The sequence below is a fragment of the Nostoc sp. XA010 genome (assembly GCF_020829625.1).
Classification (GTDB): domain Bacteria; phylum Cyanobacteriota; class Cyanobacteriia; order Cyanobacteriales; family Nostocaceae; genus Nostoc.
The window spans coordinates 78,343-93,465 of record NZ_JAIVFX010000026.1 but is presented as its reverse complement, the minus strand read 5'-3'; the positions used below and the strand labels follow the sequence as shown (position 1 = coordinate 93,465).

The 15,123-nt window shown below is 43.3% G+C and carries 11 protein-coding genes and 1 tRNA gene; 8 read left to right on the top strand and 4 right to left on the bottom strand.

Going from position 1 to position 15,123, the window contains the following annotated elements:
* Nucleotides 1-1,049 precede the first annotated feature (1,049 nt).
* The 5 genes from rph (at nt 1,050) to LC608_RS27120 (ending at nt 5,365) form a co-directional block, all read left to right on the top strand.
* The gene (gene rph / locus LC608_RS27140; protein ID WP_229556540.1) at nt 1,050-1,793 is read left to right on the top strand and encodes a ribonuclease PH; all 744 of its coding nucleotides are present in this window, start codon (nt 1,050-1,052) and stop codon (nt 1,791-1,793) included.
* A gap of 448 nt (nt 1,794-2,241) precedes the next feature.
* Nucleotides 2,242-2,964, top strand: coding sequence for a 6-phosphogluconolactonase (gene pgl, locus LC608_RS27135; RefSeq protein WP_229556539.1), 723 nt, complete (start codon nt 2,242-2,244; stop codon nt 2,962-2,964).
* Between the two features lie 256 nt (nt 2,965-3,220).
* Nucleotides 3,221-4,087, top strand: coding sequence for an FHA domain-containing protein (locus tag LC608_RS27130; RefSeq protein ID WP_229556538.1), 867 nt, complete (start codon nt 3,221-3,223; stop codon nt 4,085-4,087).
* A 277-nt stretch (nt 4,088-4,364) separates the two neighbouring features.
* Nucleotides 4,365-5,108, top strand: coding sequence for a M50 family metallopeptidase (locus tag LC608_RS27125; RefSeq protein WP_229556537.1), 744 nt, complete (start codon nt 4,365-4,367; stop codon nt 5,106-5,108).
* An 8-nt stretch (nt 5,109-5,116) separates the two neighbouring features.
* The gene (locus tag LC608_RS27120) at nt 5,117-5,365 is read left to right on the top strand and encodes a hypothetical protein (RefSeq protein WP_229556536.1); all 249 of its coding nucleotides are present in this window, start codon (nt 5,117-5,119) and stop codon (nt 5,363-5,365) included.
* A gap of 40 nt (nt 5,366-5,405) precedes the next feature.
* Here LC608_RS27120 and LC608_RS27115 read toward each other — a convergent pair whose 3' ends face one another.
* Together LC608_RS27115 and LC608_RS27110 are read right to left on the bottom strand one after the other, a co-directional pair.
* The gene (locus LC608_RS27115) at nt 5,406-6,410 is read right to left on the bottom strand and encodes a 2-hydroxyacid dehydrogenase (RefSeq protein WP_229556535.1); all 1,005 of its coding nucleotides are present in this window, start codon (nt 6,408-6,410) and stop codon (nt 5,406-5,408) included.
* Between the two features lie 120 nt (nt 6,411-6,530).
* Entirely contained in the window at nt 6,531-7,553 is a 1,023-nt protein-coding gene (locus tag LC608_RS27110; protein ID WP_229556534.1) for a serine hydrolase, read from the bottom strand.
* A gap of 418 nt (nt 7,554-7,971) precedes the next feature.
* Here LC608_RS27110 and LC608_RS27105 point away from each other — a divergent pair, with 418 nt between their 5' ends.
* The 3 genes from LC608_RS27105 to LC608_RS27095 all read left to right on the top strand — a co-directional run bounded on the left by LC608_RS27105 (nt 7,972) and on the right by LC608_RS27095 (nt 9,968).
* Complete coding sequence (locus LC608_RS27105; protein ID WP_229556533.1) at nt 7,972-8,142, top strand: hypothetical protein; 171 nt, start codon at nt 7,972-7,974, stop codon at nt 8,140-8,142.
* Nucleotides 8,143-8,387: 245 nt separating this feature from the next.
* Nucleotides 8,388-8,472, top strand: a tRNA-Ser gene (locus tag LC608_RS27100).
* A 224-nt stretch (nt 8,473-8,696) separates the two neighbouring features.
* Complete coding sequence (locus tag LC608_RS27095) at nt 8,697-9,968, top strand: CapA family protein (RefSeq protein WP_229556532.1); 1,272 nt, start codon at nt 8,697-8,699, stop codon at nt 9,966-9,968.
* Nucleotides 9,969-10,323: 355 nt separating this feature from the next.
* Here the strand turns inward: LC608_RS27095 and LC608_RS27090 are convergent, their stop codons facing one another.
* Nucleotides 10,324-11,967, bottom strand: coding sequence for a serine/threonine-protein kinase (locus LC608_RS27090; RefSeq protein WP_229556531.1), 1,644 nt, complete (start codon nt 11,965-11,967; stop codon nt 10,324-10,326).
* A gap of 894 nt (nt 11,968-12,861) precedes the next feature.
* Complete coding sequence (locus LC608_RS27085) at nt 12,862-14,943, bottom strand: outer membrane protein assembly factor (protein WP_229556530.1); 2,082 nt, start codon at nt 14,941-14,943, stop codon at nt 12,862-12,864.
* Between the last annotated feature and the right edge of the window lie 180 nt (nt 14,944-15,123).

Here is a 15,123-nt window from a genome sequence, read left to right as displayed (position 1 = left end):
TATCCATAATTGAGCCTTTAGGGTGTGTCTCTCCACCGAGGTTAAGAGTGGTGCGCTATCACGGTTTACGAATCCTGATAGTCTCTACCTTTGCCGGATATTTCCAACACAAGGAATGAATTGTATTAATTAGCTTATTTTCCTTGTTAACCGGATGACGATGGTTCAGGTGACACTTCGCTTTCTCTACCCATTGGACTCTTGCTTGCAGTAGGTGCTTTCAGCAATTACCACCTATTCCTGCTTTCACCCCCGCTTTACACCTTTGATAATCAGTCTGGGATGTAGGGGCTACCAGAATTCTGGTAGTTTGTGTGCTTTTAATCCCGCACCAGGATAGTAGGATTTGGTGTATTCTTGATTGGGTTATAATTCAAGTTAATCGTTTGAATATTTTTTTCCTTTCTCATCTAGCTGTCTGGGCTAATGCTTGGCTAGATTTCCTCACCTACATGGATATTGAGTTGTCACTGGTTGAGGATTGAAGTGCGAACTCTACCCGGAGTTGGGTTACTCAACCATTCAGGGCAAACGCATCTAAAGTATAAGAATCCTTTAATAGCAAGGGTTTCGGCGTTTTTAAATTTAGCCTATTTTTTCGTCAATATCCTTACCCAGTAAGGGTTTCAGAAATACCGTGCGTTCGCCCTGCTCAACCATTGCCAGTCATCCCCCTTGTTCAGGTTTCGACTGAACGAATCGCACCAAAGGTTCCGGTATGCCCTACCGTACTCAATTAATTCTTTGGATTTTAAGTCTCTTCAAAATCTAGCTTTCCTAAACTGCTACACCGTTAGGTGCGACTACGCACTCAACCGATCTTAGTTAAGTTTTTACGTTGTTTAGTTATGTTGTTTAGTTATACTTAAAATTTTTAGACTTAATCCTAATTTTATCATAACCAGGAATTAGGCGACTAAAGTGAGCCACTCACTTGCGGGGGGAACCGCGTTGTGGTAAGTTGCGTTGCACGAGTCGCTGAATCTGGGCACTGAAGTGTCTAAATCTCTACGCTTACTGGAAAACTTGTAAAACTTGAGGCAACTCCAATGGCTTGGCAGCGTCCTGACGGTCGTCTTCCCTACGAACTACGTCCGATCAGCTTTTACCCCAATTTCACCCGCTTTGCCCCCGGTTCTGTTCTTGCAAGATGCGGTGATACTCAAGTCCTTTGTACTGTTAGCGTTAATAAGGGAGTTCCAAAGTTTCTCGAAGGAACTGGTAAAGGCTGGTTAACTGCTGAGTACCGGATGCTACCATCTGCTACCCAAAAACGCCAAGAAAGGGAATTATTGAAATTATCTGGACGGACGCAAGAAATTCAACGTCTAATTGGACGCAGCTTACGCGCAGCAGTGGATTTTGAGGCGCTGGGAGAACGCACGCTGACTGTGGATGCCGATGTGTTGCAAGCAGACGCTGGAACTCGGACAACAGCTATTACAGGCTCGTTTGTGGCGTTGGCTCATGCGATTTCTAAATTGTTGCAAGAGGGGGTGTTGGAGCGATCGCCTCTGTGTGGACAGGTAGCCGCCGTATCCGTAGGATTACTTGATGGAGAGCCATTTTTGGATCTGGATTATATCGAAGATGTGGCTGCAACAGTAGATTTTAACGTGGTGATGAATCAACACCTGGGAATCATTGAAGTCCAGGGAACAGCCGAAGAAGGCAGTTTTAGCCGGACTCAGTTGGATCAACTCCTAGATGTCGCCCAAAAAGGAATTCAGGAATTGTTAATTGCTCAACGCGAAGCGATCGCTGACTGGGAGGCGCTGTTTGTAATTAATTAGTTTTATTAATTTTTAATAAGAATTGATAAATGTATCCTTTGTGGCGTTAATCAACAAAGTATCAAGTAACTGCGTGTAAATAAAATAATTATGAAAATAGTTAGTAGTTAGTACGACTGACCGAAGAGGCTTCTGGGCAGGGAGCAGGGGGAGCAATCCCTGCCCAGAAGCGGTGAAGCGGAGCGGAACATGGGTACAAGCCCCGCCCTTCCAGGACGCAAGACTTGTGCGGAGTACAAGCTCCGTTTCAGTCCCTCCCCCTTGCTCCCTGCTCCCTGCCCCCCTGCTTCTTTTGACTACTAACTACTTTCCGTTGAAGGTGATAAGGAGGGTCTATGTTTTTCCAGCCTAGCTAATCCACGATGTTAAATGTTTCAAAAGTTAAAAAGGAGGATTGTAATAAGTTCGGTATTGTATTGCCAGAAGCCAGCAATATAATGATGAAGCCATGAACAAAACCGTTGAAGTTCTACCCGATCAGCCAGCGCTGGTTGCACGAGCGCTAGAATTAATTCTGTCGAAGTTAGAAACTGCCATTGAGCAGCGAGGGCAGTTTAGCATCGCCTTATCTGGCGGCAGTACACCTAAACCGTTATACGAAGCGATCGCTAATCAAAAACTGCCTTGGGATAAAATTCATATATTCTGGGGAGATGAGCGTTACGTACCACCAGATCACCCCGATAGCAATGAACTGATGACGCGTCGGGCGTGGCTAGATCGTGTTGATATCCCAGCAGCTAACATTCACCCCGTACCAACCTTGGAAGCTAATCCAGAACTGGCTGCTGCTAAGTATGAACAACAGCTTAAAGAGTTTTTCAATTCTTCTGGGGTGGAGTTTCCCTCCTTGGATGTAGTATTACTAGGAATGGGTGATGATGCACATACTGCATCTTTGTTTCCCCATACAGAGGCTCTCAAAGTACGCGATCGCCTAGTTACCGTGGGTAACAAAGACGGAAACCCCAGGATAAGTTTCACATACCCCTTCATCAACGCTGCGAACAGTGTGATTTTTCTAGTTGCTGGTGCTAATAAACGACCAGCTTTGGCACAAGTCTTTGCACCTGTAGCCGATGACTTCACTTACCCATCCCGTTTAATTCGGCCCCAAGGAGAACTTTGGTGGCTGCTAGATGCGGCAGCAGGTTTGGAACTCCAACATTAAACTTGGGAATTGGGTATAGGGCATTGGGCATTGGGCATTGGCAAGAGGACAAGGAGACAAGGAGAATTGGGGACAAGGGGAAAGACTTGTTGCAAGTTCTTACTGATGTCACCCTGCCCCCTGCCCCCTGCTCCCTTTCCCCGTGTCCAATTAATAGTTCTATCAGCAGTAATTGCTAGAATCTAAAGCTAGGGCCGCCCTCTGCTTGCCAGTCCTACCTATATTTATGATGATCTTGAACAAAGGCTAAATATCGATGATCGTCTGCCCTAATTGCAATCATCCCAACCCTGATGGCGCTGTCCAGTGTGAAGCTTGCTATACACCCTTACCTGCGACTACCAACTGTCCCAGTTGTGGGGCAACTGTGCAGGCAGATGCTGCATTCTGCGGTCAGTGTGGCTATAACCTTCACTCCGCAGGAGTTCCACACGTTCATAATCCGGCAGTTGTAACAGTTACTCCCGATGTTCCTGTGGAAGTTCCGCCGTTAGTTTCACCCGATCCACTGTTAGAACTTTTACAGCCAGATGCTTTGGGAATAAGTGGTTATACTAGCTCCCATCCTCCCGAATCATCTTTACCAGCAACAGAGGTGGCAGCTCCGCCAGAGATGCCTGTGGCAAAAAGCAGCCCTCCAGAACCAGCGCCAAATATCGCAGCTCAACCGATAATATCTATACAAAGTATTCCTACTCCACCACCGTTGGAACCAGCGCCAGCCCCTGAAGCCGAAGTACAGGAGCCAGCCGCGCCAGCACCCACCGCAACTGTTGCCAGAACACAATTGCAGCAGGTTACAGGGCGGTTAATCCACGTTCAAAGCGATCGCTTAATTGAATTGCCGCAAAATCTCTCTGTGATTCATATCGGCAAGCCCAATGACCGGATTCCGCCAGATATAGATGTTTCAGGATTTCCCAATTCAGAAATTGTCTCGCGGATTCATGCAGATATTCGCGTCGAGGGAGATGCTCATTATGTAGAGGATGTAGGAAGCTCCAATGGCACTTACATTAATAATTTGCCACTTTTACCAGGAAATCGTCATCGCTTAAGACCAGGCGATCGCATCAGTTTAGGTAAAGGAGACTTAATGACATTCCTCTTTCAACTTGCTTAACTGATTCTCTATCAATTGTGACATCAGTCTAGGCATTTTCTGGCTATCCTCCGGCATCCCTTTGGAGGATAAACAAATGAACCGCATCAAACAAGCGACGGATAACTATGTTGTTCTTGATAGCCCCATAGCCGTCGCTTTGATGTGCGAATTATTGCATTGATCAGCAACTCCATTACCATAATAATTACACTAGGATGGATGAAAATACACTGCCAATTTTAGATTTTGAATTGAAGGGAAAATCTAAAATCTAAAATCCAAAATTGAATGACCTATGAAAGAACCAAGCAAAAATTTTGAACCCTTGCTTACCAGAGAAGCCCCGCCAGTTGTTGAACGCATGGGGCTAACCTGGCTAATTGCAGCAGCGATCACAACTGCTTTACTGTGGCAAATACCAGCAGGGGATTATATCTTATACCCATTTACGATCCTGGCAACTTGGTTTCATGAAATGGGTCACGGCTTAATGGCACTCCTCTTAGGGGGACAGTTCCAGAAATTGCAGATTTTTAGCAATGGTTCCGGTGTTGCAACCTATGGCATTCGGTCGTCATTGGGGCCAATTGGCCCGGCAATAGTCGCAGCCGCAGGCCCAATGGGGCCACCTCTTGCTGGTGCAGGTTTGATTCTGGCTTCCCGCAGTTTTACAGCAGCTACCTTGAGTTTAAAAATTTTAGGGAGTTTTTTGCTATTTTCCGCATTAATTTGGGTACGTTCCTCCTTTGGATTGGTGGCAATTCCCTTGCTGGGTTTAATAATCTTGGGTATCGCCCTGAAAGCACCTCGCTGGACACAGGGGTTTGTCATTCAATTTCTAGGTGTACAAGCTTGTGTGAGTACGTACCATCAACTGGATTATTTATTTAGTAGTTCTGCTGGCTCCCTTGGACTTTCTGATACAGCGCAAATGCAGCGATATTTGCTTTTACCTTACTGGTTTTGGGGCGGGTTAATGGCGATCGCATCTCTGGTGATTTTAGTCCAAAGTCTCCGCTTTGCCTATCGTTCAGAATGAAAATACAGATGAGCGATCGCCCTCTTGCAGTCACGAATTCAACCCTCAGTATTTTGATTGCTGAATTAAGTACAGAGTGCCTAAAAATACAAGCCTTAGTTAACCAGTTACAGTTACCTAGTTTAACTGTTAACCAACAAGCTGAAATTCTTGCAGAACTTTTAGCTGCTGCGGTTCATCTGCATAATCATTGTGGCGAAGATTTTCAGACGCTAATTATTGAGGAAATGGAAAATTTGCCTGATGATCAGGATTGAGTAGTGATTTTAGTCCAAAATTGCGATCGCTAAGTATTACCTAAGCTGAAACTTGAGCGCGAATTTCATTTGGACAAGAACGACCTTGTTCAACATCAGCAATATTAGCAAAAGTTGTTTCTGCAATATTGTGGAGAGCTTCTGCTGTAAAAAAGGCTTGATGTCCGGTAATAAGTACATTGGGGAACGTCGTCAGACGTTGGAAAATATCGTCTTGAATAATTTCGCCAGACAAATCCTCAAAAAACAATTCCGATTCTTGTTCGTAGACATCCACACCGAGATAGCCAATCTTGCCAGACTTCAACCCCTCAATCACTGCTTGGGTATCAATCAGCGCTCCTCGGCTAGTATTAATTAGCATCACGCCTGGCTTAATCTTTTCTATAGCCTCAGCGTTAATCAAGTGATGCGTTTCGGGAGTCAGGGGGCAATGTAGGGAGATAATATCCGAGTTGGCAAATAGCTCAGGTAGCTCTACATACTTTCCACCTAGTGCCTCCAATTCTGGATTGCGATAAACGTCATAAGCGAGTATGTGACAGCCAAACCCCTTCATAATCTGTCCTAAAATCAGACCGATTTTGCCCGTGCCAACAATCCCCACTGTGCGCTCATGCAAATTAAATCCCAACAGTCCATCTAGGGAAAAATTGCCTTCTCGGACACGGTTATAGGCTCGATGAATTTTGCGATTCAAGCTTAAAATCAATCCCACAGCATGTTCTGCTACCCCATAGGGCGAATAGGCGGGAACACGCACAACGGTAATTCCTAAATCTGCTGCGGCTTGTAAGTCTACATTGTTAAACCCTGCACAGCGCAGGACAACCAGCCGAGTTCCCCGTGAGGCGAGAAGTTCTAAAGTTGGCGCGTCAACCTGATCGTGCACAAATACGCAAACCGCCCCAAATCCGGCGGCGAGGATAGCCGTATCTCGATTTAAGCGGGGTTCAAAAAACACTAACTCGTGTTGGGCGGGAGAATTTGCATCTGACAAAAACTTGCGATCGTAGACTTTTGTACTGAAGACTGCTACTTTCATGCAAAACCTCAAATTGTATGCTGCACAATGTTCGACTACATGATAACCTTGGCAGTTAGAGAAGCGATGTCTACGATGGGCTATTCGGTAGCTTTGAACAGAAAAGAATTCAGGATTGCTTCAAGGTAAATGAGTGACTTTTGGCTGCTCAAAGTAGCCATACATCACCCGAGAAACTTGACGAATAAAATCCCTAGCTCTAATGTCATTATTCGGTCTTCGCACGAAAATTCCTGCTAAATAACGCTTACCTGATGGCGTTTTAATAATACCCGCATCGCCTAGTACAAACCGTAGAGTACCTGTTTTATGGGCAATATTTGCACCAGAACCTAAGCCAGATGGTAGCAATGCTCTATTATGACAACGAATCATAATACCTAAAACTTGGGATTGACTTGTATCAGAAATTAACTGATTATTTGTAACCAAAGCTGACAGTCGTACCAAGTCTTTTGCACTAGTTTTATTAGTTCCTTTAAAATCTCCTAACATATTGCGAATCACTGTGCTTTGCAATCCCCAACGACGAAACTTTTGATTTAATTTAGATACACCACCTAAACGATCAATAATCATATTCGTAGCAGTGTTATCACTAATAGTCATCATCTTGGTTGCAGTTTGCAAGAGACTAAGCTTAGTTCCCACTCGTTGATACTGCATATTTCCAGAACCGCCAGTGACATGCTTCCGTCGCATCACCAAAGTTTCGCCTAGTTTGATTCTCCCTGCATCTACTTCTTGAAATAAAGCAATCAAAATCGGATACTTAATTGTGCTAGCAGCAGAAAAAGCTTTATCACCATTAAAACTAAAATAATCACCTGTTTCTAAGTCCATAAAAAAGATTCCAGGAGTAAGGAATCTATAGCGAGCCATTAATGCTTTAATAGGAGTTTTTAGTTCTGATATCTCGCGTCCTAAAGGAACTATACCAGTAAATTTAGTAGTATTTATTGGGTTGACAGGATCGGTTAGAGGAACCGGAGGAATAAATTTAAGCTTTGGTAGTTGTAAATTAGATTGATTTGCACTCCAGTGATTTATATTGCCAACCTGATTCGGATTGGGATTTGCTTTTACTGGGGACGATAGTAAAAGAATACTTGTAAGGCTCAGTAAGAGCGAGCGTATTTTCATGCAGTGCTGTGAGGATACTGTTGGATTTATTTACAGAGATTTTCCGAAGAAGTTAATCAAATCCGGATTGATTGACATAGTAATCATTAAAATATCCGATGTCAATAGATACTAATCAGATATTTTTTGGAATATTGTAAACAATAATTGTAATAAAAAATTACAAGGTAGAAGATATAAAATATGCTCATATTACATCAGTTAATTGTGTAATTATACAAGTAATAAGAGATTATGATTGTGGTTTTAATTTTGGTAACAAGGATTTATACATACCAATGGAAATAAAAAAGCACCCGCAGGGAAACCAATTAAGAAGCGAAAACTAAAGACTATAAAACGACTAATAGTCATTGTCGATTGAGGATTTTCTAACTGTTCTAAAATTTCTACAAGAGACTTACCTCCACAAGGTTGGATGTTTGTTTCAGAGGTCATCTTGGTTAACGTGATGAATAGATATAGCGGTTCTCCTCCGTTTCTTGCTGTGGAAGGGTTTCATCTTCTTGAATTAGAGGAAGGGGTTGTGCGGTGGGAGAGGCGATCGCTTTCGTCTAGTTTTGGCTGTCGCCTATATCAATTTTTATGAAGCGTAGCTGTCCAGTGACCCTTAATGTGATTAAATATGGGGCTTTGAGATATATTCACATGGTTACTTTCGAGAAAAAATTTTGTGATGTCTTTTTCGATGTCTACACACCTTAATTAGTCATTGGCGTTCCCGATCATTCCGTTACGCAGATAAAGCGATAATGTTATAGTAGTATAGGGAATATGGTAAAATTTCCCTTACTTCACGGCATTTGAACACTCGAATGTGTGAATGGTATAGCTGGAGAGGTGTCCGAGCGGTTCATGGTGACGCACTCGAAATGCGTTTTGGGGAAACCCAACGGGGGTTCGAATCCCCCCCTCTCCGTTTAAAATAATTGCCGAAGAACTAGTCAAACAGATGATGTTTGGCTTCATAGATGGTATGTATGAGTATTTGCAAGTAAGGGCATACACATGTGCGCCCCGTTGTGCGAAACGGGATTATATTTGCGTATTTACTTAGTCAAATATTGCTCAAACTACATTAAAGTATACACTGGCAACAAAGATTTTTGGGATAAACTAATGCCATCGTGTGAGGAGTGAACGATGGCAAATCGCAGTATGGGGAAAGTGCCCTCATTTATTGTTATCAGTGTCTGTTTATATCTGGGTATTAGTATAGGAGTCGTTATCCGGCTTGGGCAATCACAGCGATTAAACGCTGCTACTACACCCAATGAACCTATATCATTACCATTAGCTATCCCTGTTACGCCATCAACAATAGAAGGGAAAACCTTTCCAGCTACTATTACTATCAAAGCTGTTGGGGATATTATTCCCGGCACTAATTTTCCTAACTATAGATTACCCCGGTTTCGAGATCAATTATTACCAAAGTCAGTGAGAACTCACTTGCAAGGATCTGATATCTTGTTTGGTAATTTTGAAAGTAGCCTAACTAATTATCCCTACACTGCCAAAGATATCAGTCGAGGACAAGTCTTTGCCTTTCGCTCACCGCCTGGATATGCTCGGCTATTTGCTGAGGCTGGTTTTAATGTGTTTAATATGGCTAATAACCATGCAATGGACTTCGGCCCGGTAGGGTTCAAACATACAAAGAAAAATCTTGAGGCTGTGGGTATTGCAACATTAGGTCATAAAAATCAAATTCTTTATCTGCAAGCTAACAATATCCCTGTGGCAATGGTCGGGTTTTCTCCTTATGAAATGTATAATTCCATCCATAATTTAGGAGCAGCGCAAGCACTTGTAAAAGAAGCTAAAAATAAGGCCAACATTGTAATAGTATCGATGCACGCGGGAGCCGAAGGAACAGGGGCACTACATGTTAAAAATAAGACAGAGTTTTTTTATGGAGAAAACCGAGGTAATTCGATTAAGTTTGCTCGAAACATGATTGATGCAGGAGCGGATTTAGTATTAGGACATGGGCCTCATGTTCCGAGAGCGATAGAAATTTATAAGGGAAAAATCATCGCCTATTCTTTAGGTAACTTTCTGGGATATCGAACTTTATCTACAAATGCCCAGACGGGTGATTCTATGATTTTAGAAGTTAAACTTAACTCGGCGGGAAATTTGATATCAAGTAAAATTATCCCCGTGCGGATGAATGGGCAGGGAATCCCCCAAATTGATAGATATTTTCGGACTGTGAAACTTATGCGTTCTTTGAATACTCAAGCTTTTCCCAAAAATCCGGTGAAGATTAATAAAAAGGGGGAGGTTGTTGTACAAAAGAGTAAATCTGGCAATTCGGTTAATGTAGAAAAGCCCACGAAGAACTTAACCTCTTCCCGACCTTTAAGGGCAAAAATTCAAAGTATCTATCCTAAAAAGAGAGAGATTTAGAGAGAGGTTTTTCAGATAATATCATGTCCGCTAAAAGACTTATCATTAAGACCGCAGGGGGCAGGGGGCAGGGGGCAGGGAGCAGGGGGCAGGGGGCAGGGAGCAGGGAGCAGGGAGCAGGGAACAGGGAGCAGAGCAGGGAGCAGGGGGAAAGAGAGTTTTAATATTTTTGCATACATGCCCGGAATAATAACTAATTAAGGGACATGATATAACGGAAAAAATCAAAGGAGTAAATAAAGAATTTAGTTAAAGATGAAACAAGATACAAAAAGATGTTTTTGTATTAGCAAGAGGCGTTCAATTTTAGATTGTGAATTTTGGATTTTAGATTGAATAAAAATTTTAAAATTGACTAATTATTGTCATCTTGTAGCTTTTCCTGAGATTTCTGATCATTCTGGGGTTGAGTATCAGTCGGTGAATTTTGCTTGTCCAGCGTCGGTACTACTACAGCAGAAGGATCTGACTGTTTGGATTCTGGCTGTTTGAGTTCTGACTGTTTAGATTCTGTTGGTGGCGCTGTTGGTATAACAACAGGATTTGACGGAATTATCGGTTGAGGAGAAGCAGAATTCTGATTAGAAGCGGGTGAGTTATTTTTTGGTAGTGGTGCAGGGGAAGCACTACGAGATGAACGAATAGCCCGTAGTTTTTCGACTAGCGAAGGTGTAGGGGAAACGCTAGGTGAAGGTGCGGATTGTTCAACATCGCCGCGTTGTGATTCTGTTGTAGAGCTGCTGGGAGTTTCTTCTGGGGAAGAACGACGATTACGCCGGCGCTGCTTGGAATTATAAACAGGTGCTGATTCGCTTCTTGTGGTGGTGTTAGTCTTTTCACCCCTCTCTAAGCTAGGAACTTTCGTAGGTGGTTCTTGAGTTGGCTGTTCAAAAAGCGGTTTTGCGGTTGGCTGCGGCTGAGATTTGGGTAAGATGTTAGTGATGCCAAAACCCGCCGTAGCAGCAACTAGGGCTACACCTATACCAATGAATATTTGAGATGACCCCAGTTTTTTTGCCAGTACATTTTCTTTGGCGATGCCTGGGTTGGGCTGCGCCAAACCAGATGGTTTATGAATGCGATTCTGGGAAGTTTTCCCATTCCCAATTAAAGTTACTGCCTGCTGGGCAGATAAATTGACAGTTGGCACTGCATAAGTGGCTAAGGCTTGCGGTGTTGTCATATTCACGCCATTTCCAGGTAGCAGTTGTAACCACTCAGCAACTGTCGCTGGCCGAAAACGAGATTCCACCGCCATACCGCGCATTACTGCCTGGTTGATAGAAGCACTCAAGTGTGGTTGCAGTTCGCGAGGGGAAGGCATTTGTTCGCGATCGCGCAACAATGCTGGGATAGGAACCTGTGCTGTCAAAAGTGAATACAAGGTTGCTGCTAAACCATAAACATCCGTGGCGGGGGTGCGCGGCGCTTGCGTCAAATACTGCTCAATGGGAGAATAACCTTCAGAAACCATGCCTGTGTGAGTCTGCCTGACACTGCCATTAAATTCCCTGGCAATGCCAAAATCAATCAGTACTACTTCCTGGGTTCCTTCACGGAGGATAATATTATCTGGTTTGACATCTCGATGTAACAAACCATTGTTATGCACTACCTGCAAGGCTGCACCAATTTGCCGGATGTAATGAATTGCTGTGGCTTCAGGTAAAGGTATCCCTGGTAATACAAATGCGTCTCCCAAGGTTTCGCCACGAATGTATTCCATCACCATGTAAGGCAGTCCACTATCGACAAAAAAATCACTAACTCGGACTATGTTTGGGTGAATACACGTAGCTAATCGTCTGGCTTCATCTTGGAATTGGCGCTCAAATTTTGCAAAATCAGGATGTTGTCGCAGCCGTTCATTGATGGTTTTCATCACCACCTCCTGACCCAAGTAGTGATGCGTAGCTTTAAACGTAATGCCAAAGCCACCCCGCCCTATTTCTTGAATTAGGGTATATTTTCCATCCTGCAAAATTGTGCCTGCTAACATAAATCCTGAGTCCTGAGTGAGCAGATAACTAGCGAGTCCTGAGTCTTGAGGGATTCCTAAAAGATTTTCCCATATTTTTGATATGGGGCAGGGTTTTTGCCTGTCTATCTTACGGGATGATTTAGTTGTTGGAATCCAAGTAAGAAAGACCTCCTCATGAACACAACAGTTTTATCTTTATAGGATAACGCGAGAGTCAAGAAATCCTGAAGTAGGAAACAGGCTCAATTTGTCTGCCACGCTTTTGATGTGATAAATAACACGTTACTTGCTACAATGCCAAAGAGAAATTTTGTAATTTTTAGTAAGTTAATAATCAGCATATTTCGGATATCTTAGTGAAACGCGACACTATTTATTACCAAATAATTGATTATTTTTGAACAGTAACCAAGTCCAACGAATTTATTTTAGGACTTACACAAAATATCTCTCAAACTCTAATTTCTCCGTGCCGCGCCAGTTGCTACCCTGCGGGAACGCTAAGAGCGAACAAGTCGGTGAACCCGCCCAACGCACTGGCTTCTCTGCGCCTCTGTGGTAGCCTGCGGCAAGCCGCTTCTCTACGTTCCCTGCGGGACGCTGACGCGAACGCGCAGGGTATCGCAGACAGACGCTCCGCGTAGCTTGCTTCTCCGTAGGAGTATGCGTCTACGTTATTCCCTAACTCTTACATAAGTAATACAAGAAGCAAAAACTGAGAGTTGCTCAGAAATATTAAAAGCAACTGTGCCCCGCGATTAAAAAGTTTTTTATTTAACCACAGAGGCGCAGAGAACACAGAGAGAAGAGGTTAAATAAGAATTATTTCCACCTACTTGAAAAGGGCTAATCCTATCCTCTTTTTTCAGTTTTCGGGAGAAATCCAGGTTAATATTCTGAATGCTCACTTTCTTAAAATCGCTGACCTATGCCTAAATGCACTTTGCTTTCTCCTTGGTCATTAATGCCATAGTCAGCCCGAATTAAGCCTAGTGGTGAATTTAAGCGCACTCCAGCCCCATAACCAAACCCATAGCCTGCTTTGCCTCGCACACCTGCTGGATCTCCTAATACAGTATCACCGGAGCCTAAGTCTGAGGCAAAATCGGCAAATAATACACCCCCTACGATTGGTAAGACGGGGAAGCGATATTCTGCGGAAGCTAATACATAACTGCGGCCACTCCCTACATCTCCAGAATCGTAACCGCGTACTGAGTTGGAACCACCCAAGTTAAAGCTTTCGTAGGGCGGTAAATTACCAAGGACAGTACCAGCTTGCAGATTTACTGCAAATACTTGTGGTTGTTTGGTGTTAAATAATTGCACTGGCAAATATTGGCTGTAATTGGCTTTGAGGCGATTTAGGGAAATACTTCCTTGACCGATGGGGACAGATTGTTCTGTACTCAAACTCAGAACGGAACCTTTCGTTGGATTGAGGGGATTATCTCGTTGGTCTTTGGTGGCGGTGAAGGATACGGTAGTTAGGTCGTCAATACCAGTTCCACTCGCAGATAGGGGATTGCCTTGAGCGTCGGTCGGGGTAATATTACCTTGGCGATCGCGAATACTAGTTCGGGTATAATTTAATCCTAATGAGGTATTCCAGTCATCAATTGGTCGCTGTAAGCTGACACCACCGCCAATTTGACCTTCTCGAACTTTGTCGCCGTTAGCAAGCTTAATCTTGTCGTCAAAGGTTTCCGAAAGTTCCTGACTACGAAAACCATTCACAGTGTACCCTAAGCGATCGGGGTTAGTTATCCGATAGGGACTAATAAATTTGCTATTAAACTGCAAGTCTCGGCTACTTACACCAAGATTCACACCTAAAGTATCATTAACACCACCAACATTCTGATCTTGATAGCTGATTGTACCTATCAACCCCTGATCGGCATTGTAACTACCACCCACGTTAACACCACGCGCCCCACTTTCTTTGAGTTGGTAGACTAAATCAAGTTTTGTCGCATCCCCTTCTAAGGCAACATTCACCTGCTCAAATAAACCAGTCCGATATAGCTGTTCTATGTCTTGTTTAACTATATTTTCTTGGAAGATTTGACCAGGTTTTAGCTTGAGTTGCTGTTGTAGAAAATCTGGTTTGGTGCGTCCTCCCACGGGATTACCCTTGCTATCAATGGTTTTACCCTCGTCGTTGATAAAGCGAAACTTGATATTACTCACCAAGCCTTCAGCGACATTCACAGTGAGAATACCTTGAGAATTAGGTTTAATTGATAACACCCGTGCCAAATTATAACCATTGTCGGCGTACCATTTGTTAATTTGTGCTACTGCTTGCTGGAGTCCAGCAGGACTGATGGTGGTTCCAATTTGAGATTGCAACTGTTGTTGGGCTACTTGGTAAGTGAGTACTTTAGCGCCAGATAATTGTAGCGATTGCACAATCACTGGTTGCACTTGATAAACTACATTTAATCCAGCCTGTGTGCTAAAGCTATTCACACTGACATTGCTAAATAAACCTGTATCTAAAATTGCAGTTACATCTTTTTGTAGCTGGCTTTGACTAGTTTCTCCACCTACCTGGGTTTTAATTACTTTGCGAACGATTTGCTGCAATTCTTGATTGGCTCCCACTACCTGTACATCTGTAGCCGTGACTACTAAGCGGTTGTCTATAGCAGGGGTTTGGGGAGGAGAGGATGAAGCAGAGGTGATGAGGGGGATTGTTACTGATTGTTTTAGTGTTGCCTTGTCTACTGGTTTTAAAACTACTGTGGAGTTGTTGTTAACAGCTGTTGGCACTGGGGCAGTATTTTGGGAAAATTGTTGTGCAACTATAGTTTCTGGCGAAGCAATTGTTTCTATGCGGGTGGGAGTATCTTCAATCACTGGCACTACTAAGTCATCAGTTTTTGTAGTTGGAGTGACGGCTTTAGTAGGTGCAGCCGTTGCTTGCTGAGTAATATTGGCAGCAGCCAAAGTAGCTAAAGTCAAAATTGCAGTAGCAGAAATTTTCATAATATATAATATTTAAGCTAATTAACTGAGAGTTAGTTATACAAAGGTTCAGGAATAGGGATAACACTAATTTCCAGCTTATTTGCGGATTTACCCATTCATACCTTTGTATACACTAGACAGTTAATTACCATTTTTTGTTTCACGCTAGCAGTACGAGAGGCTTAGATCCCCATTTAC

Excerpts from the sequence above, each read along its gene's own strand:
- rph (WP_229556540.1), top strand. The coding sequence starts at position 1,050 with ATGGCTTGGCAGCGTCCTGACGGTCGTCTTCCCTACGAACTACGTCCG.
- LC608_RS27090 (WP_229556531.1), bottom strand. The coding sequence starts at position 11,967 with ATGTTAGCAGGCACAATTTTGCAGGATGGAAAATATACCCTAATTCAA.
- LC608_RS27095 (WP_229556532.1), top strand. The coding sequence starts at position 8,697 with ATGGCAAATCGCAGTATGGGGAAAGTGCCCTCATTTATTGTTATCAGT.
- LC608_RS27115 (WP_229556535.1), bottom strand. The coding sequence starts at position 6,410 with ATGAAAGTAGCAGTCTTCAGTACAAAAGTCTACGATCGCAAGTTTTTG.
- LC608_RS27120 (WP_229556536.1), top strand. The coding sequence starts at position 5,117 with ATGAGCGATCGCCCTCTTGCAGTCACGAATTCAACCCTCAGTATTTTG.
- LC608_RS27125 (WP_229556537.1), top strand. The coding sequence starts at position 4,365 with ATGAAAGAACCAAGCAAAAATTTTGAACCCTTGCTTACCAGAGAAGCC.
- pgl (WP_229556539.1), top strand. The coding sequence starts at position 2,242 with ATGAACAAAACCGTTGAAGTTCTACCCGATCAGCCAGCGCTGGTTGCA.
- LC608_RS27105 (WP_229556533.1), top strand. The coding sequence starts at position 7,972 with ATGTTTGTTTCAGAGGTCATCTTGGTTAACGTGATGAATAGATATAGC.
- LC608_RS27085 (WP_229556530.1), bottom strand. The coding sequence starts at position 14,943 with ATGAAAATTTCTGCTACTGCAATTTTGACTTTAGCTACTTTGGCTGCT.
- LC608_RS27130 (WP_229556538.1), top strand. The coding sequence starts at position 3,221 with ATGATCGTCTGCCCTAATTGCAATCATCCCAACCCTGATGGCGCTGTC.
- LC608_RS27110 (WP_229556534.1), bottom strand. The coding sequence starts at position 7,553 with ATGAAAATACGCTCGCTCTTACTGAGCCTTACAAGTATTCTTTTACTA.